The organism is Kordia sp. (assembly GCF_022447245.1).
Lineage (GTDB): Bacteria > Bacteroidota > Bacteroidia > Flavobacteriales > Flavobacteriaceae > Kordia.
Genome location: NZ_JAKVBC010000004.1, coordinates 194,945 through 213,926, shown reverse-complemented (window position 1 = coordinate 213,926; position 18,982 = coordinate 194,945). Strand labels below are relative to the sequence as shown.

The window sequence follows — 18,982 nt, the reverse complement described above, 5'->3', positions numbered from 1 at the left end:
TATTATCGTTGTAAATTGGTTCCTTCTTTTATGTAGAAAGGATACACATAATTGTGTCTAGTATTGGTTTGATTGTAGATATAATCGATAGTTACTTCTACCAAACCGTCTTGTAAATCTGCAAAAGCTACCTGTACAGCGAGTACTTTTATTCTAGGTTCGTTATTTAAAAGTGCTGTTTTGACAGCTTCTCTAATTTCACCTTGTAATGTGGGACGCATATCTCTAAAGAAAAACGTCTGCAAACCTGAGCCGAATTGTGGCGAAAATGGGCGTTCACCAAAGGTGGTTTTCATGATCAAATTGATCATTTCATTGATATTCGTTTCATACTTTGTGAGTTGTAATTGATGATTTTCTGCAGAAAATGTCACAGGAAATGACCAACCTGAACCTAGGAACTCTTTTTGTATGTTTTCTGTTCTATCCACCGATCATCACTGTAAAATCTCCCAAAACAATTGATCCGCCATGTGCGGTTGAATCTCCTATGCGTGCGGCGGGCATTCCGCCAATCATTACGGTTGCAGAACCTTGTATAATAGTATCTGGTGGTCCTACACAAACGAGCATATCACCAACGACTGCGGCAGGTAAACTACCAATGAGTACTGTTGGTATTCCTGGTCCTGTAATTGGTCCGCCAACATGTGGTATTGGCGCAGGCACTGCAGGTGTTTGCATTGGACATTCGTGAAAATCGGTTAATCTTGCTGCTGGTGGCATAGTCTGTATTTTTGGTTGTTTGTAATTAGTTGTTAGTTAGGTTTTCTAAGTACTTCTCGATACAAAATTTCACTCGAAGTGACGTTTTGTTTCCTAATGGTTCTTAGGTTAATATCCAAGACCTAATACCTAGTTAATCATCACCATTGCTCCTTTAATGGTTGTTTGCGTTCCACCTTGTAAAGAAGCAGTCATACTTCCTTCGGCAGAATATTCCATATCCGCAGTTTCTTTGATATTCATTCCTTTGATTTGAACATCACCGCCAGAAGATTCAATAGTAACACCTGTATCTCCCTTTAATGCTAAGCTTTGAGCAGCTTGTATTGTGATATCGCTATCACTTTTGATGGTAATACCACTTTCAGACATTTCAATACTGTTGTTGTTTTGATCTTGGATGGTGATTTTTTTGTCTTCATCACTGAAAACCGCAGTATTGTTGCTCGGTGTTTGAAAGGTGAGTACTTTATTTTCATCATCAAACTGAATAAAAATTCCAGATTTAGAAACAATTGCTTTTTTGGTGTTTTCTTCATCAGGATCTAAGCCATCATACGGTTGATTGTTAGATGAACTGTACATGCTTCCTAAGATTATAGGATAGCGAGGATCTTCATTTAAAAAACCAACAACAACTTCATCGCCAACTTCTGGCATAAAGAATGCTCCTGCACCAGAAGTGGAGTAGAAGTTTGTTAAGCGAGCCCATAAACCTTCTCCATTTGGATCAAATAAAGGAATATCAACTAATACGCGATATTGGCTGTCTGGATCTTCATACATTTGCTTTACAGTTGCATTGAACAATCCTTGTGCACCAGGTAATAATCCAGAAGCTGGAGGCGCCATGACATCAGGTTCTTCTGTAAACCAAATAGGAGATAAGCCTACTGAAACCTCTGTGGTCCAGTTTCCATGTCCTATAAAATGATGTACATTAGAGATGATATGATCACCATTAAAACGATCGCCCAAACCAGCAAGTGTGATGTATTTTCCTGGATCTACTAAGTTGCTTCCCTGAAATTTTACATCTCCTTGAATTTTTGAATATGCACTTTTTACCAAAGCTGCTTTTGACCAATTGGTTAAATCGTTTGCTTCCAATGGAGCTGTACTTTGCAAATCATATTCAGAAAGGCCAACTACTTCAGAAAGTGTAGAAGACGATAAATTTCCTGGGCCAGCATAACTACTAGACGCTTCTCCTGAAGCTGTTTGTTGTTGTGTATAGTCCCAAGAAGTTGCTTTAGCCGAACCTAACTGCGTGACTGCATCTAAGGAAGCACTAAACTCCAATAAGTTGTTTCCGTAGGCAATTTCCAATACAGAAGTTGTATCATTATCTGGTGGAAATACAGCTACAGTTCCATTGAGTGTTGTAACAATCATGCCATTGGTTTCTGCTCTTGCGAGTAAAAAATCCCAATCGGTAGTATAGTATTGTACTTGTTCTGGCCATTCAGTTTCGGTAGCAGTTACATCTGCGGATAATCCACCGTAATTACCAATAATAGTGCTCATAATGTCGCTATCTTTCTGTTTTGAATAGGTAAGACTTTTACGTCCAACAATCATTTTTACAGCTTCATCACGACATTCTACAACTAAAACAGAACCTTCTGCGCCATGTACACGAATGCTTTGTTTCGTTATGATCCCTTGAAAAATAGTTTCATTGGTAGAATCGTAACCAGCTTCAATAGTAATGGTATTCCCGGGGACAAATGTGCTAGAAGAACTTGCTTCAAAAGTTTCTGAAGTAGGATTTCCGTCAATTATGACCACCTTAGCTACAGAAATTCGATTAACGCCTTTCTCTACTTCAATAGATTGAATATCCATTGCGTCTGGAATAGCACTTCCATTGGTTTTAATATCGAAAGTGACTAAACCTCCGCTAGTTATATTTGTTGATGCACTCATGTAGTTTATGTAGGCTTTATAATCGGTGGAAATAATAATTGTTGTCCACCTTTTAATTGTCTGAATTTATTTAAATCGTTGTATTGAGCAACTTGAATATAATAGTATGGTGTGTTCCAAACTTTGTTTGATAACTGCGGTAAACTATCGCCTTGTACTACTTCAACTAAATGTGAAATGTCAGGAGAACTTTCATTATCTTCTTTTTTACGCTTGTCAGCAGAAACATATTTTCCGAAGCTTAATGAGATTTTGGCTCTCAGCGGACTTCCATCTGGCTTGAATAATGTGTATGTAGTATCAAAGGATTTTAATACACTGTAAAACACTAAATCGCTTCCCCATTGGATTTTTACGAAATTTGGCCTGTGAATGTCACCGTTGTATGTGTATACAATATCTTCCAACGCTTGGATTTCGGAGTTTAAATCTGTTCTCTTGCTATCAACAATACCTGTACAATCAATGACAATATCAAAACTGAGACTATCACTTGGTGTATGTTTGTATTTTTGAGATGATGTACTCGAATCTATGGGTTGTTGCTCATTGTATTCAATACTTCGACTCCATTTTATGGATTCAGGATTTATCATGAGGTTGTACGGATCGCCAGAAACAGCTTGCGTAAAATCTTCATCTTTGTATCCTGTTATTTTCATATATTCTAATGCCATAATTGTACTGTGCTCTAGGAGTTTTATCGGTTATACTTTTCTCTTTTTTGTGCTTCAGAAATCATACGCCTACAGGTTTCCAATACTTCATCTTTTAGTTTGGAAGTATCGTATTCATTCCGTTTTGAGTTCAAGTTTTCATGAACTGTTCTTATTTCAGTTTTTATAACTAATTCTCTGATTTCTATGGGCATAATTTGAAATGTATAGTTTCTATGAGCTTGATGAGACGTTGAAATAGGTATAGGCTAATTCAATTGTTTCAATCAAAATTTCACTTTCTTGCGATTTTAAATCTGAAACGGCATAACTGATAGGATACGCATTGTAAAATGTCCATTTCATCAATACGGTTCCTTCGTTATCTAGTAAATCCACAGATACATCTTGTGTTGTAATTGCAGATGCTAATCCATTATCTAGCGTGTCAGAACACCAAGTAATTAGCTTAGATCCCGTTGGAACGATAGCTCTTTTGAGTACTAGGTTTTTGCTAGCACTTACGGTTGGCAATCGATATTTAAATCGATTTTCTCCACCACCACCAACTTCTTCGACTCCAAGCTCTTTACTGATTCCAGAGACTTCTTTAAAAGCTGCATCTTCTCCTTCAAATGAAAGTGAAAAATAAAATCCAACAGGATACGCGCTATTATCCATTTGTAATGATTAGTTGTTCATGAGCAATTTCTAAAGTATCAATCGCAACTTCGTTACCATCTGATTTTAAATCGGTACTTGTAATTTTTGTTGGCCATGCATTATTAAGCTGCCATTGCATTGTTACTTTTCCAGATTCATCTAATAGTTTGATCAATACTGTTCTACGCTTGATTGTATTCATAGAAATTTCAGCATGCCAATCCCAAAATGTATTGTCATTGACAAAAACACCACGTTTCATAGTTACATTTCCATACTTTACAATGCCTGGCATTTTTTCAGTTGAGAAAAGCTTACTATTACTTTTACGATATTCAATGATTTGATTTTCTACGTCCATTCCAGAAACTTCCTGAAATGCAACTCCTTTCAATTCAGTTCCTAAGTCTACTTCGAATCGGAACTTTGGCATGGGCCACGTTGCCCCTTCTTTACTTCCATCATCTGCCATGATATTATGTTTTTAATTGTTAATTTTAGTTTTCTTTAAATGATTTGATTGTACTTCTGTTTTTTGAGATTAACTAGAAGTAGCTTGTTGTTGTTGGAATGTAAGTACAATGAATTCCGCTGGACGTACTACTGCAACTTTTATAGTTACATTCATAAATCCGTTTAAGATATCGTCTGCAGTCATTGTTGACCCTAATCCACATTCTACTGAAAACGCACTTGCAGCTGTAGCTCCCTGTAGTCCTCCTTGTTTCCATATACTCGTTAAGAAGCTTCCAATCATTGATTTTACACCTTCCCAAGTATTTTTATCATTTGGTGCAAATACATACGCTTGTGCAGCGAGTTTACATGACTGCTCTAAGAAAATCATGGTTCTTCGTACAGATAGGTAACGCCAATCTTGACTGTTTCCATCAAGGGTCCTTGCTCCCCAAATTAAAATTCCAAGTCCGTTGAAGTAACGAATAGCATTGATTGATTTCCCAGAAACGGCATCTACGTTTAAGTCTGCTTGTTGTGATTCTGAAATTTTTATTGGAAGCGATGCTGCACCAACCATAGATGTGTTTGCAGGTGCTTGCCACGGACCAACTTCATTATCAGTTACCGTAATTACACCAGCCATTCCACCACTTGGCGGCATCATATTGGCATCACTTAATATGTGATTGATAATAGTACTGTAAGTTTTACTAGCCGCAATGAGTGAATTATTGTATTGGCTTACGGTTAATGGAGTTCCAGATGGATTTTCAATATTTCCAATAATAGTTTCTACGGACTGATTAGGATTGTCAGCAGGACTTAATAATGGTTGTAATTGTTTTAAGTCACCTCCAAAAAGGTTTGTATAATCAATATCAGAAGTCTGCATAATTGTTGTTCCAACAAACGGATAGTATGCAGTTCCGTAGTTTAATCCATTAGCCCCTGTATTGTTACGGAAAGTTGTAACATCATCCATCCACATGATAGGATCAGGATTTCTTCCACCAATGATGTCAAAAATTGAAACTGTTGTTTGCATTTCTTCACTTTGCAATAACATTTCCTGCATTAAAGTTCCATTGTTTTCAACTGAAAGCAAAGTAGCTTCTGGGCAGATATACATTGTTGGTTCTTGTTCATTTTTTAAAGTGGCTAATCCGTTAGCGAGATCATTTAATTGTACATTTGGATTTACAATTTGATCACCTGGAGTCATAGGCTTTCCTGAAGCAGGTCCATAACTACCAACAGATACAATATATGCGTCTCCACCACCATTTTCGTAGAATAAACGAATACTATTGTACATGTAGTAAATTGTATTTGCATCAGGAACAATAGAGTAGTAGGTTCCATCAATTAATACATAATCACCTTTTTCTGGTTGACTTTTTTCTGCTACCAAGTAATATTGCGGACTGTACTGTTTTGCAGGATCTGCTGGCGCTGGTGGATTTGGCAGCATAAAAATTGCCTGAAAATCTGTAAAGGACGTAATTTTAGTTGGCACATTCGTATACGATTTCCCTTCGTACATGGCTTGTGGTGTATATCCAATAAATGCGGGAACAGCAGTTGCCACTGGAACAACTGAATTTCCAAACCCATTTATTTCATTGATATAAACCCCTGGAGATTTAATGTTTGATAAATTCATAAAACATGGTTATTAGTTCGTGTTAATTTTTATAAGTACTGATAAGGCATGCTAGATATATACGTATATCAAGGATGCTATTGTATGATCGTCTTGTATTTGTAAATTTTGAGGATTTGGAATTGGTAATCCTTTGATAAGGACTTCTTTTCGGTCACCAGAAATTGTTTGTTTTGTATTGACTAAGTCAAAGGTGTAGGTTACTTCATTTTTTAAAGGAATTTTGGTAGTTTTTGATATAAATAATAATGCTTTTTGACCGTTTTGGAGTGTTGTTTCCGTTGGTGATGTAAACTGAATTTCATCACTTCCTTCTATGGCCAATTCATTGTATTCTTGATTGGAGCTGTTAACGATGTAATAGTTCCATTGTGTTTCACGCGCTTGTAATTGAATTAGAAAGGATAAATTGCTCATTGTTTTTTGTAAGCGAATGAGATCTTCAAATTTGATGGAAATTGCTATTGTTTTATGTGCTGTTGTATCCGTAACAAATGTCTCTGCAAGTTGAATTTTGGTGTCAGAAGTATTGCTTACTGTTTGATCGCTTGCAAATGTAAGTACGCCCAACTCATTCATAGGAATGTTGGTGAAATTTGAAAAATTAGGATCTGTGGTGATTCCTATAAATTCAAAACTCGTGCCGCCTGAAACTTGTGTAATATAATTTAAATGTGTTTCAATAGGTTGACTAGATGAGGTGTACAATTCAAAACCATCTTTCATCAATCGCAATACAAAACCATATTTGCTCATCATTGTTATGGTTTCTTGACTTGCCTGATATTGCAAACATTCACAAATATTTGACGCATAGTATGTATGTGAAACTGTTACTTTACATAAAGATGTATAGGTCATATTCATGATTTCTCTTCTGTTTTGGTACTAATACTGGTAATCTTGGTATCAAATCCTTCAACTTCATCAGAAAGAATCGTTACCAATCTCACTTTATAAATCACAGATGGTTGGTATTTGGCGCCAAGTGCGGTCCAAAGATTTTGCATCTGCATATAATTTTCTCCTTTTTGAAATTCGTATTCTAGCTTGCCCAATTCGGGAGGAATTGCTGCATTCTTGGTAGCGTCAATCATTTCATTGATTTGAAAAAACTGAATAGAAGCATCTAAAAATTTGATGGCTTCTATATAATTGTCAAAATTTGGAGTGATGAGAGTAAATAAATTGTAACGATGTGTTTTGGAAGCTCTTAGGTAATTTCCGTTTTCGAGTTTTTGATTTCTATTGTAGAATTGTTGTGTGTTATCTTGTTCTACATGAATCAATGAAATAATGATTTTATTTTGATTTTCTGCAGGGACAACGCCGTTTTGATCAATAATCGGATTAATCTTTACAACGTCTTCGTCTAAGCCAAATTTCTTTTTGACAAATTGGTTCAATGCCTTTCCTGTAAATTGGAGTGCTTTTTCAATCATGTTGGATAAATGGTTTGGTTAGCTAGCTTGCAGCATGCTAAAATTAATAATAGAATGAGCGCATGCAGTGAAGTAGGCGTATACCATTCATGCACATTTTATAGGTGTGCGAAATTTTCCGTAGACAAATCGTAGACAGCGAGTAATACGCGTCGATACGTATTCCGCATCGCGTGCAATATGATATGTAAGTAATTTTAAATTTTGGGGCACGAAGTAATCAGCAATACTTCCTGATGTTAAGATATGGAAATATTGAAAATGAAGTATTTACTTTGATGAAAGTAAGCTAAAAAATGTTTAGTTATTCATATTTTGAAGGAGTAAGATTCATTGCTTGGTGATAATTTTTGGCTCTACTAGCTCGATAATCCTCTTTGGCTTTCTCTAGTTGTCCTAATTGTTCGTAGCAATAACCGCGACTATATTCTGCTTTTCCATCTTTGAACGCTTGTGCTTTGATGACACGTGATAATCTTTTGACGGCTTCCTCATAGTTTTTATTCACCAAATCAATGATTCCAATATTTTGAATGGAAAGAAAATCTTTAGGATTTGTTTTTAAAATTTCCTCAAAAACAACTCTTGCTTTTCCATATTGTTGTTTTGCAAAGAAATCATACGCTTCCTGATGTTTTGCTTTTACCTCTTCTTTGCTCAAATACGATTTGAATTTTAACTTTTCTAAAACTTCTTTTTTAGCATCAATCAGTTTCTGACTGTATCCGTTAAAAGTCAATGCTGTATCCAATACTTTTAACATTAATTCACTGTCTTTAGTATGCTCATACATCGTATTTGCTTTGGTTTTCCATTCACTAATATCTCTATGATTATATTCAGAATAGCGATGCATAGCACGTAACAGGCTTACAGTGTCTCTTTGTTTTGCATAAATCTTTTTGAGCATATAATAATTGGTCTTAAATGCAGGATAAATATCAAAAACTTGCTTTGAGTAATACTGCGCACTATCCAAGTTATGTTTTACATTTAAAAAGATTTCTGCTTTAAAAGCTTTCACTAATAAAGCATCAACATTGTACGATTTTGATTTGTTTAATATTTCTAAAGCCTCATCATATTTTTTAGCTTTAATAGCATAATTGGCTAAAAACACATTGTTTACGGTTCCAACATAACTCAGCTGTGGATAGTTTGTCCATTGCTTTTTTACAGTCTCATAATCGTTACGTAGTTTTTCTTCGGTAAAGAGTGTTTTTCCCTTTAAATCGGTTCGTAAGCTACGTTGCAATTGATAGGCACTCAAAATAGCATAATTAGAAGCTGTGCTTGCCAAACTGAATAACATTAACACACCAAATAGTATAGGAGTTAATTTCTTTTTGGTTGTAGTAGTTTCTGTTGTTTTTTTATTTCTAGCGAAAGCGATTATAAGACTTACCATCAAAATAAAATATAACTGAATTGGTGGTCGTTCTATTGGAAAATTTAAAAGAGCGTCAAAAGTATAAGCGCTTGCTACCAGAAAAATAGAAAGGGACATCCATTGAACTTTGGCATCTTTCTCTTTTCGTAACAATCCAATAAACCACAGTAAAGGCATAATAAACAAAGAAACATACAATAGAAAACCAATAATTCCAGTTTCTGCCAGCTTTTCTAAAAAGTCATTGTGCGCACGTCTAGGATTGGCAAAAGCACCTTTATTATTTGAGAAATTTTGGTAATGTTCTTTCTTTCCAACAGCTTTATAATTTCCATAACCAATTCCTAGTATTGGACTTTTTTTAAAGTTACGAATTGCCAATTCCCAAAGTGAAAAACGTCCAGAGCTAATACGAGATTTTAACTGTACTTTTAAGTCCACAGGCATTAAATTTTGCCCATTAGTAACATTCGTACTTACAGAGTTTTTTCCTTTATAAAAGTCAAGGTTTTTAGGATTTAGAATATCACTCAAAGAGTTCATGGAATTTTTTTCAACCCTATTTACATTCAGTACTAAAAAAACAAGTAGTATAGGTGCCATACCTAAAATAATGGTTTCTCTTTTTAAAGAGATATTCTTCTTTGTGATAATACCAAACACTAAAACCCCGATAGTTATTAAAAATATAAAACTCAACGAAAGCAAAGCCGTTCTAGAACCCACAAAAATTAATGTCGTGATTCCTACAAGCGTAACAACTCCTGATGCGTATTTCCAAAATTTTGAGAAATACAAAAATCCATATATCAATAAAGGTATTTGAACAACAATGAAAGCTGTATATATATTTATACTAGAAAACCCACTTCGAAGTCCATTTACAAATTCTAATGATCGTATGAGTTCCGAATTTCCAATAAAATAACTAATAGCACGCCAACCGTAAAAGGCGACTAAAAAAATAGAAATTTTACAAGCAAAGTGAAAAAAGGATGTCGCGTCTTTTCTAATAAAAGTATAGATGCAAAAAAGCGCAACAATAATATTTACCAAACGCGATAAGTGAACCAAGCTTTCGCTCACATTAATTGCGGTAAGCATAGATAAGCAACTAATGGCAAAAAAGCCAGCAAGCAAGCCCATATATAATTTAGCTTTCTTTTGTAATTCAAATGCTTGAAAGAATGAATTATTCTTAAAAATAAAAATCAAGGAGACAATATTCAGTAAAGATATGTATAACCATTGTGGCGCATCATAATCAATGGCATTGAAAAGTGGTACAAAGCACGAAACTAAATAGAACAGTAAAAAAACATGGGCAATAATAAGCTGATTAGACAATTGACTTTTTGAAGATGCAGTGTCGGTTTTAGGTTTGGTTTTTGGCATTGCTTGGATTTTACATCAAGAAAATACTAATTTTCACTTTGTGAATCAAATGTATATAGCTGATTACAATAGTGTAGCTAGCTAAACAAATTACGCTAAAAATCTTGAAATCTGGCGGATTGTTTTTTGAAATAATCTTAGAAACCCGATTAAATGCACAAATACCGCGTTGATTGCTGTTACAGTTACAACTGATTTCCTTGTAAAAGTGATATTAGATTCTATGAATAGTTAGTATCTTTGTAATGTTATAAAAATAGCATATGTTAGACATTCAGCAGATACGAAAAGACTTTCCAATTCTCAATAGAGAAGTAAATGGAAAACCCTTAATTTACTTTGACAATGCCGCGACTTCACAAACGCCACAACAAGTCATAGATTGCATTACGGATTACTATACTATTTATAATGCAAATATACATCGTGGTGTGCATACGCTGAGTCAAGAAGCAACAGATGCGTATGAAGAAGCACGTATCAAAATTCAAAAACACTTTAATGCGGCAAAACCGTACGAAATGATCCTTACTTCTGGAACTACTGATAGTATCAACTTAGTAGCCAATGGTTTTGCTTCATTATTAAAAAAGGGAGATGAAATTATTGTGTCAGCTTTAGAGCATCACTCCAATATTGTGCCTTGGCAAATGTTATGTGAACATACAGGAGCGAGTTTAAAAGTGATTCCGATGTTTGAAAGCGGACAGCTAGATATGGAAGCGTATACTTCTTTATTGAATGAAAACACAAAATTGGTTTTTTGTAATCATGTTTCAAACGCATTAGGAGTCATCAATCCTATTGAATTTATTATAGAGAAAGCACATGAAGTTAATGCGGTAGTTTTAATTGATGGTGCGCAAGCTTCTCCACACATCAAAGCAGATGTTCAAGCACTCAATGTTGATTTCTATGTAGCTTCTGCTCACAAAATTTGTGGACCAACAGGCGTTGGCTTATTATACGGAAAAGAATCATGGCTCAACAAGCTTCCTCCATACAGAGGTGGTGGCGAAATGATTGATCAGGTAACGTTTGAAAAAACAACCTACGCAGGTTTACCACATAAATTTGAAGCTGGAACACCAAATATTTGTGGTGTTATTGCTTTTGGTGCAGCATTAGATTATATGAACAACCTTGGTTTTGAAGCCATTGCTAGTTATGAAAACGAATTGTTGGAATATGCTACTGAGAAATTATTAGCCATCGGCGATGTTATCATTTATGGTTCAGGTGCAAAAACAGCAGTAATCTCGTTCAATATAGAAAACATTCATCCGTATGATATTGGAACTATTGTAGACAAGCTAGGAATTGCAGTGCGTACGGGACATCACTGTGCACAACCTATCATGGATTTTTACAAGATTCCTGGAACGGTAAGAGCTTCGTTTTCATTTTACAATACCAAAGAAGAAATAGACACGTTTATAGAAGCAGTCAAAAAAGCAAAAATGATGCTTTCGTAACAACCGAATATGCTTAAAAAAGAACTAAAAGGCGTCAATTTTGGCGTCTTTTTTGTATTATTATAGTATCAGAATTTAAAAAAACATCCGCTCATGAAATATCTATTTGTTCTATTCTCTATAGCTATATTAACAAAAAGTTGTAACGATTCTAATACAGAAAAAGAAACAGTTACAAATGCCCAAGATGATATTTCCATACAATTTGAAGCGTATTCACGCGGATTTTATCAAAAAATAAACATTACTAAAGAACGCTTTTCATTGACAAAAGTTAGAAATGGAGAAGTATCCATTCAGCAAGAAATGAGTGTGGAAGATTGGAATGAAATTGTGAAACTGCTCGATAAAATCGATTCAGAAAAACTAAAAAGAAATTACGTAAATCCTGATGATCTCGCTCGAGATGCCGTAATTCCTGCTAATTTAGTCATAAGCTACAAAGAAAATGTGGTCAAAAATGTAGAATTTGGACTTGGAAATGAACCAAAACCTTTAAAAGCATTGATTACAAAAATTGAAGCAATGGCAAATGCAGTTGATAAACCGTAATAGTTGTTGTATTTTTGCGTCTAAATAAATCGTGTAAACGAAGAAGAAATGACGATACAAGAAATACAGGATGAAATAGTAGACGAATTTAGCATGTTTGATGATTGGATGCAACGCTACGAATACATGATTGATCTAGGGAAATCATTACCTTTAATTGATGAGAGTCTCAAAAAAGAGGAAAACCTCATCAAAGGTTGTCAAAGTAAAGTGTGGGTTCATGGTGAAATGGAAGATGATAAATTGGTTTTTACAGCCGATAGCGATGCCATTATTACCAAAGGAATTATTGCCATTTTAATTCGCGTATTTTCAAATCAACAACCAGCAGCAATTATTGATGCAAATACTGATTTTATTGATGAAATTGGTCTTAAAGAACATTTGTCGCCAACAAGAGCAAACGGTTTGGTAAGTATGATTAAACAATTAAAGTTATACGCAATTGCGTATCAAACACATTTAAACTAACATGTCAGATATCACAATAGATACAGACGCTTTAGGCGAAAAAATAGTACGCGTATTAAAAACCATCTACGATCCAGAAATTCCAGTGGATATTTACGAACTTGGATTAATTTATGATGTTTTTGTAAATGAAAATTATGATGTAAAAATCTTAATGACCTTAACCTCACCAAATTGCCCTGTAGCAGAAACACTTCCCTTAGAAATAGAAGAAAAAGTAAAATCACTCAAAGAAGTCAACAATGCTACTGTTGAAATTACGTTTTAACCAGAATGGAGTCAAGATTTAATGAGTGAAGAAGCAAAACTAGAACTAGGTTTATTATAAGATATGGCTGACGAAATTATCAACAGAGTAGCGCAAAGTAAATTGGTCACTTTCAACTTAGAAGATTACTATCCATCAGGCGAACGTGTACTGTTTGATATTTCCGATTGGTTGATGGAAGGCTTAATTCTTCGTGAAAAAGAATTCCGTACGTATGTAGCCGAATACGATTGGTCACAGCACAAAAACCAATATGTGGCGTTGTATTGTAAAACAGACGCGATCATTCCTGCATGGGCATATATGTTGGTGAGCGTACATTTGACACCTTTTGTCGAAAAAGTTGTAATTGGCACTTTGGAGAATCTAGAAACGTCCATTTACCAAGACATCATTAACAATTTAGATATTTCAGACTATCAAGATAAACCTGTAATTATAAAAGGTTGTGCTAACAAACCTATACCAGACAACGCTTACACGATGATGGTACACAAACTACACGGTGTTGTTAAAAGCATTATGTATGGAGAAGCTTGTTCATCTGTTCCTTTGTATAAAAAGAATAAAAATACGTAAAAATCAATTAACTCACAGATTTTCATTTGTTTAAATAATTTGTGTTAGTTTTGTGAACTTAGACGCAAAATTTATATTTGCCATCGCAAAAATTAACGTGAACAGTTGTGAAATAAATTCTTACATTAGTTATAGTTAACTAACAATAGACAAAACCATTTCACATCACTGACAACCTAATAAAAATAGACAAATGAAAAAAATCGTATTTGCAATCGCATTATGTTTAGGAATGAGTTCATTGAATGCGCAAACAGCAGAAGAACTAAAGGCGCAAAAAGCAGAAAAGCAAGCTGCTGCTGATGCTTTACAAGCAGAAGCAAATGCTATTCAAGCACAAATTGATGCACTTCCTGGATGGAAAATAGGAGCTTTTGGAACAATAGGAGGAAGTATCTCAGAATTTAACAATTGGTATGCACAAGGAATTCCTAATAATTCTTCAGGAAATATTGGATTTACTGTAAACGCTTATGCAAACTTAAATCAAGAGAAATTTTTCTGGAATAACAGTGCTAATATCAACTTAGCTTGGGTAAAACTTGATAATACTGATGATCCAACGGATAGTGATAAATTTAGAGAAGCAACGGACGTATTTAACCTTAGTTCTTTATACGGACGTAAATTAAGCGAAAAGTTTGCAATTTCTGGATTGGTTGAATACAGGACAACATTATTAAGCAACTTCAATGATCCTGGATACTTAGATGTTGGTGTTGGTGCAACTTGGACGCCAATTACAAACTTAATCGTGGTAATTCATCCATTAAATTACAATATTGTATTTAGTGATAACGATACTGTATTTGAGTCTTCTTTAGGAGCAAAAATTGTTGCAGATTATACAAGAAGCTTCGGAGCTATCAACTTTAAGACAAACTTATCTATGTTCCAAAGCTACAAGAGTAGTGACTATTCAAACTGGACTTGGACAAACTCTTTCAGCTACACATTGTGGAAAATGATTGGTGTTGGTTTTGATTTCGGATTAAGACAAAACAAACAAGAAGCTGTAAACTTTAACCTTGCACAAGGAAATACAGGAACTACGTTTGATAATGTAGACAACAAATTACAATCGTACTGGACAATTGGTTTGAGTTACAACTTGTAAAAGTTATAAAAATAGTATAATGAAAGCGTTCCAATTTGGAGCGCTTTTTTATTTTTGTGTGGTATAATTTTTGATGCTGTATGATTTTTTTAATGCAAAGCACTAACCCATTATGAAGTACGTACTAACTATCTGCCTATTGCTATCTATAAGCACACTTGTTACTGCACAAGAACTACAAAAATCAACAGTTATTGAAGCCGCAATACAAAAATCGGCCGCTGTTAAAAAAAAGAATATTCCTGTACAAGATACCATTCCAAAAGGTTGGCGATGCAAAGGAAATGTGTCGTTCCTTTTCAACCAAGCAGCATTTTCCAACTGGGCAGCTGGTGGAGAAAATAGTATTTCGGGGACTTTAGGGCTAAATTATAATTTAAATTATCATCAAGAAAATTGGGATTGGGATACAAGAGTCTTAGTAGCGTATGGTTTAACGCAAACCAAAAACAGTGAATTTACTCGAAAAACGGATGATCGTTTTGAACTAAATTCTGTTATTGGTAAAAAAGGAGAAAACTATTGGTTTTATTCGGCATTCTTGAATTTTAGAACCCAAATGACCAAAGGTTTTAATTTTGGTACAGATGAAAACGGAAAAGAAATTCGTATGCAAAATACCAATGTGTTGTCTCCAGCATACCTTTCGTTTGGACCCGGAGTTTTGTGGAAAAAAAGTGATGTTTTTAAGTTCAATATTGCACCAGGAACATCTAAAATGACGATTGTAGATAAAGATTTTACCTTACCAAACGAGGGGTATTTTGGTGTTGCAGAAGGCGAAAGTATTCGGTATGAATTAGGAATGTATGCTTCAGGATATTACAAATTTTCTTTGCTTAAAAATGTAATTATGGAAAACATTCTCAATGTCTATTCCAACTATTTAGAAAAGCCTGAAAATGTAGATATTGATTATAATGTAAACCTTGTCATGACGATCAATAAATACCTTTCTACAAACATCAACTTTCAAACCATATACGACGATAATGCCTTCAACGGATTTCAAACCCGTGAAGTGTTAGGTTTAGGTGTGAATTATGGGTTTTAGTACATAGCAAGTTTAAAAACTTGTGATAATGTATGAAATATAAAACATTGTCAAGTTACTTAATTGATTTACATTGATAAAGGTGTTTAAAAAATATTTAATTACAAATGCTATGAGAATATTCTAATTGAAAATACGGTTTTTCCGTAAATCAGTACAGGCTATTTTTAGTATTTTTAGAAAATTCAAAAAACTAAAAACCATGAAAAAAGCTAGTATTAAAATGTTAACCTTGAACAAAAAATCAGTTTCTAATCTACAAGCAGATGCAGTAAGTGGTGGATTTGACCGTCGAACGCTAACGTTCTTCAATGGAATTTGTCAATGTCCAGCTCCATCAAGAGATACTGCGAGTTGGTGTAGATGTAAATAATAGTTTTAAAGGTAGAGCGAACTTCGGTTCGCTTTTTTTAGCACAACATTTGACTCAAAGAAAGTATGTATCTAAAAAGTCTAATAACCTAAGAGTCTAAATCACAGCTTCAGCAACTGATTCGCATCCAAAAAATAGGTCAACTTCAACGAAATGGTGTTGCTATTGTCTTGTTGCAAGGTGTTTTTCAAATTAGTACCATAACTCGAATTGATTTGATTGTTGAATAAATTCGCGCCTAGTTTATAATTAAAACTCAATTCGCTTGCAGGAGCAAACTGCCATCGCGTGATATAATCAATGGTAAACGAGTTAAAATTATCGTCAAAATCATTCGGGTCAATCGTAAAATTATTTCGAACTAAATCACCTTGTGTGTTTAATGAAAATTGATCATCATAATCTACCTGAATCCAATAATGACGTACACGAAGATTCATACTTAATTTGGAATAAACAGCATAACTAGCTTCAAAGGTGTTGGTTAGTTCCTTGACGCTTCGTTTCCCAAAAATCAAATCTTCATTCGCACGTGCTACAAAACCAACATTGCTTGGAATGTGAGTGATATCTTGACTAAAATATAAAGACAAATGTTGTCCTAATTGCGCGCGTAATCCATAACCGCCTATATATTCATTGGAGAAAATATCAGAGTCTAAGGTTTTAACATATACGGTGTAACCTGCAAATGAAAAATTCTTATTTCTGTTGGTTTGATATTCTACAAAATACTCCAACTGCGGAGGTTTGTTAAAGTGACGATCTTTGGTACGTGGCTCAAAAAAATCTTTTCGCGGTTCTATGTAGGCAAACGAACCAAAAACCACACTGTTATTCTTTAAAGTTGCTTCTCCTTGAAGCTTGTAATAAGCAAACTCTTTTTCAAATACACTGTAATAGTAACGTTGTGAATGATCGATTCCAATGGAATATTGATTGAACCATTTTTTCGGATTATTGTTTTGATAATTGATATTAGCACGTGCTGAAAATTGATTATTTCTATTTAAAAACCCGAAGTCATTATTATCAAATGTATCATCGTATAAATTTGCCGAAATGCCGCCTGTCCAATTGCCACTCACTTTTGATAAATAGGCAAAATACTGATGTCCGAATTCGGCTTTTTGATCAGAAAAATACTTTTGAGAAACTACTTTTTTCAGGAAGACAGAATACGTTCTGTTTTTGTTGTATCCACGAAATAGTAGGGCTGAAAAATTACTGTCATAATCTTTTCCACTTCGCCAAACCGAATTGTTTAAAAAGGTAATTGATGAGTTGTTTTTTAAAGTTTGATCGAGCACTAAAGCATTGTAATTTGTGAATGGATTTGTTTGTGCGTTTCTAAACTCGTTTGTTTCTGTATTTCGAATTGTAGCTTCACTTTTATTGGTAATTCCGTTGAGCACTCCAATAGAAAAACCTTTGGACGATTTCCCTGTAACCTTCACAAGATTGATGATGTTAGAAGTAATCGGATTGTTGACAATTTCTTCGTTTTCAGCCAATGAAATATTATCCTTATTAATCGGAACACCGCCAATTCTGCGTGTGTATAAATAACCGCCTTTGTCAAAAATCTCGGTTCCTTCAATAAAAAACTGTCTATTTTCATTGAAACGTACTTCAAATGGCGACAAGTTGAAAATTTGATTGTCAGACAACGCTTGACTAAAATCAGGAATTAGGGAAACATCCAAAGTATACGAATTGTCATGTACATACTTTACATCCAAACCACCGTTAAAACTGGTTTTGCTTGTGCCGTCAGGACTTTTTTCGTTTACTACAGAAACAAAAGGTAATAATGATAAATTCAAAGGCGGTGTAATTTTTGGTAAGCCTTCAAGTTTTCCGAATTGATTCAAATACCCGTCAACTTCAGGTTTTATGGGACTCCAATACGATTCTTCGTTCAGCTTTGTAATAACTCTTTGAAAATTGATTTTAAAATTTTCCATTGCTTCTTTGGGAAAACGAATGCTATTGAAAGGAATTTTTAATTCAGCAATCCATTTGTCACCATAACGTTTTACTGCACTATCCCAAACTACATTAAAATTTGCATAAGCATCATTCTGACTCAATTTTATATCGGTCTGTACATTGGCGGCCGTAATGGTGAAATCGTATCCTTCACGTGTTTCTCCAAAAGGATCAAACTGGACGGCAAAAATATCTGCGTTTCCTGTATCGTCTCGAGCACTCAATTGCTTACTGATTTCATCTTTGTTTTCCACATGCATAATTCCCAACACATATAAATAGCTTTCGTCATACAAAACAGCAATTTCCGTTTTTCTGACGGAAGGTTTTCCGTTGTCAGGTCGTGTTTGTGTAAAATTTCCAACTTCTGCATATTGTTTCCAATCGGATTCATCGGCAATACCATCAATAGTAATTGGAGAAGAAACTTTATGAATTTTGATAGAACGTTGTGCGTATAAAGTAATACTGAATAATAAACAGGTATAAAGAATAGTAAAATGTAGCATTTGATTGATGAGTTGGTTTGACACTACAAATGTGAAGAAGTCGTTCTGATAAACAGGTTAAGCCGGAGTTAATGAGGAGTTAAGGTACTTTTTAACCTAAGAGTAGTTTCTGTTAACATAAAAACGAAACCTCAGTAAATACAGTTATTTTTAGTGTTTTTTAGGTTAATGATCGGTTAACGATGTCGTTTTTTATGGTCGCATCTACCTGAATTAGTACTTTTGAAATGTTGAAACTGTAAAATCAGTCTACCGCCAACAACAACCTA

The 18,982-nt window shown here is 34.5% G+C and carries 20 protein-coding genes; 8 read left to right on the top strand and 12 right to left on the bottom strand.

Going from position 1 to position 18,982, the window contains the following annotated elements:
* Positions 1-2: 2 nt before the first annotated feature.
* The 11 genes from MK119_RS04975 to MK119_RS04925 form a co-directional block, all read right to left on the bottom strand.
* Positions 3-431, bottom strand: a complete 429-nt coding sequence (locus tag MK119_RS04975) for a GPW/gp25 family protein (RefSeq protein ID WP_290671461.1) — start codon at positions 429-431, stop codon at positions 3-5.
* Positions 424-726: a PAAR domain-containing protein gene (locus MK119_RS04970; protein ID WP_290671459.1), complete on the bottom strand. Its 303-nt coding sequence runs from the start codon at positions 724-726 to the stop codon at positions 424-426. The genes MK119_RS04975 and MK119_RS04970 overlap by 8 nt, the downstream gene beginning before the upstream one ends.
* 129 nt (positions 727-855) lie before the next feature.
* Positions 856-2,655, bottom strand: a complete 1,800-nt coding sequence (gene vgrG, locus MK119_RS04965; protein ID WP_290671458.1) for a type VI secretion system tip protein VgrG — start codon at positions 2,653-2,655, stop codon at positions 856-858.
* 5 nt (positions 2,656-2,660) lie between these two features.
* Positions 2,661-3,332 (bottom strand): hypothetical protein, encoded by a 672-nt coding sequence (locus MK119_RS04960; protein ID WP_290671457.1) that lies wholly within the window; start codon positions 3,330-3,332, stop codon positions 2,661-2,663.
* 23 nt (positions 3,333-3,355) lie between these two features.
* Positions 3,356-3,526, bottom strand: a complete 171-nt coding sequence (locus MK119_RS04955; RefSeq protein WP_290671456.1) for a DUF5908 family protein — start codon at positions 3,524-3,526, stop codon at positions 3,356-3,358.
* 19 nt (positions 3,527-3,545) lie between these two features.
* Positions 3,546-3,992 (bottom strand): phage tail protein, encoded by a 447-nt coding sequence (locus MK119_RS04950; RefSeq protein ID WP_290671455.1) that lies wholly within the window; start codon positions 3,990-3,992, stop codon positions 3,546-3,548.
* Positions 3,985-4,446 (bottom strand): phage tail protein, encoded by a 462-nt coding sequence (locus MK119_RS04945; protein WP_290671453.1) that lies wholly within the window; start codon positions 4,444-4,446, stop codon positions 3,985-3,987. Before MK119_RS04945 ends, MK119_RS04950 begins: the two co-directional genes overlap by 8 nt.
* A gap of 69 nt (positions 4,447-4,515) precedes the next feature.
* Positions 4,516-6,096: a phage tail sheath C-terminal domain-containing protein gene (locus MK119_RS04940; RefSeq protein ID WP_290671452.1), complete on the bottom strand. Its 1,581-nt coding sequence runs from the start codon at positions 6,094-6,096 to the stop codon at positions 4,516-4,518.
* 51 nt (positions 6,097-6,147) lie between these two features.
* The gene (locus MK119_RS04935) at positions 6,148-6,957 is read right to left on the bottom strand and encodes a hypothetical protein (protein ID WP_290671450.1); all 810 of its coding nucleotides are present in this window, start codon (positions 6,955-6,957) and stop codon (positions 6,148-6,150) included.
* Positions 6,958-6,959: 2 nt separating this feature from the next.
* Positions 6,960-7,538, bottom strand: coding sequence for a DUF4255 domain-containing protein (locus MK119_RS04930; protein WP_290671448.1), 579 nt, complete (start codon positions 7,536-7,538; stop codon positions 6,960-6,962).
* A 304-nt stretch (positions 7,539-7,842) separates the two neighbouring features.
* Positions 7,843-10,323, bottom strand: a complete 2,481-nt coding sequence (locus tag MK119_RS04925; protein WP_290671446.1) for an O-antigen ligase family protein — start codon at positions 10,321-10,323, stop codon at positions 7,843-7,845.
* 263 nt (positions 10,324-10,586) lie between these two features.
* Here MK119_RS04925 and MK119_RS04920 point away from each other — a divergent pair, with 263 nt between their 5' ends.
* The 8 genes from MK119_RS04920 to MK119_RS04885 all read left to right on the top strand — a co-directional run bounded on the left by MK119_RS04920 (position 10,587) and on the right by MK119_RS04885 (position 16,212).
* The gene (locus MK119_RS04920) at positions 10,587-11,798 is read left to right on the top strand and encodes a cysteine desulfurase (protein WP_290671444.1); all 1,212 of its coding nucleotides are present in this window, start codon (positions 10,587-10,589) and stop codon (positions 11,796-11,798) included.
* A 93-nt stretch (positions 11,799-11,891) separates the two neighbouring features.
* The gene (locus tag MK119_RS04915; protein WP_290671443.1) at positions 11,892-12,350 is read left to right on the top strand and encodes a hypothetical protein; all 459 of its coding nucleotides are present in this window, start codon (positions 11,892-11,894) and stop codon (positions 12,348-12,350) included.
* A gap of 48 nt (positions 12,351-12,398) precedes the next feature.
* Complete coding sequence (locus MK119_RS04910; protein ID WP_290671441.1) at positions 12,399-12,821, top strand: SufE family protein; 423 nt, start codon at positions 12,399-12,401, stop codon at positions 12,819-12,821.
* Between the two features lies 1 nt (position 12,822).
* Positions 12,823-13,089 carry an iron-sulfur cluster assembly protein gene (locus tag MK119_RS04905; RefSeq protein ID WP_290671439.1) on the top strand — a complete coding sequence of 89 codons (267 nt, stop codon included), beginning with the start codon at positions 12,823-12,825 and terminating at the stop codon, positions 13,087-13,089.
* Between the two features lie 63 nt (positions 13,090-13,152).
* Positions 13,153-13,668, top strand: coding sequence for a DUF2480 family protein (locus MK119_RS04900; RefSeq protein ID WP_290671437.1), 516 nt, complete (start codon positions 13,153-13,155; stop codon positions 13,666-13,668).
* 193 nt (positions 13,669-13,861) lie between these two features.
* Complete coding sequence (locus MK119_RS04895) at positions 13,862-14,785, top strand: DUF3078 domain-containing protein (RefSeq protein ID WP_290671435.1); 924 nt, start codon at positions 13,862-13,864, stop codon at positions 14,783-14,785.
* A 112-nt stretch (positions 14,786-14,897) separates the two neighbouring features.
* Positions 14,898-15,839, top strand: a complete 942-nt coding sequence (locus MK119_RS04890; RefSeq protein WP_290671433.1) for a DUF3078 domain-containing protein — start codon at positions 14,898-14,900, stop codon at positions 15,837-15,839.
* A gap of 202 nt (positions 15,840-16,041) precedes the next feature.
* Positions 16,042-16,212, top strand: coding sequence for a hypothetical protein (locus tag MK119_RS04885; RefSeq protein ID WP_290671432.1), 171 nt, complete (start codon positions 16,042-16,044; stop codon positions 16,210-16,212).
* Positions 16,213-16,313: 101 nt separating this feature from the next.
* On the opposite strand, the gene MK119_RS04880 is transcribed toward MK119_RS04885, so the two are convergent.
* Positions 16,314-18,713, bottom strand: coding sequence for a DUF5916 domain-containing protein (locus MK119_RS04880; RefSeq protein ID WP_290671430.1), 2,400 nt, complete (start codon positions 18,711-18,713; stop codon positions 16,314-16,316).
* Positions 18,714-18,982: the final 269 nt, after the last annotated feature.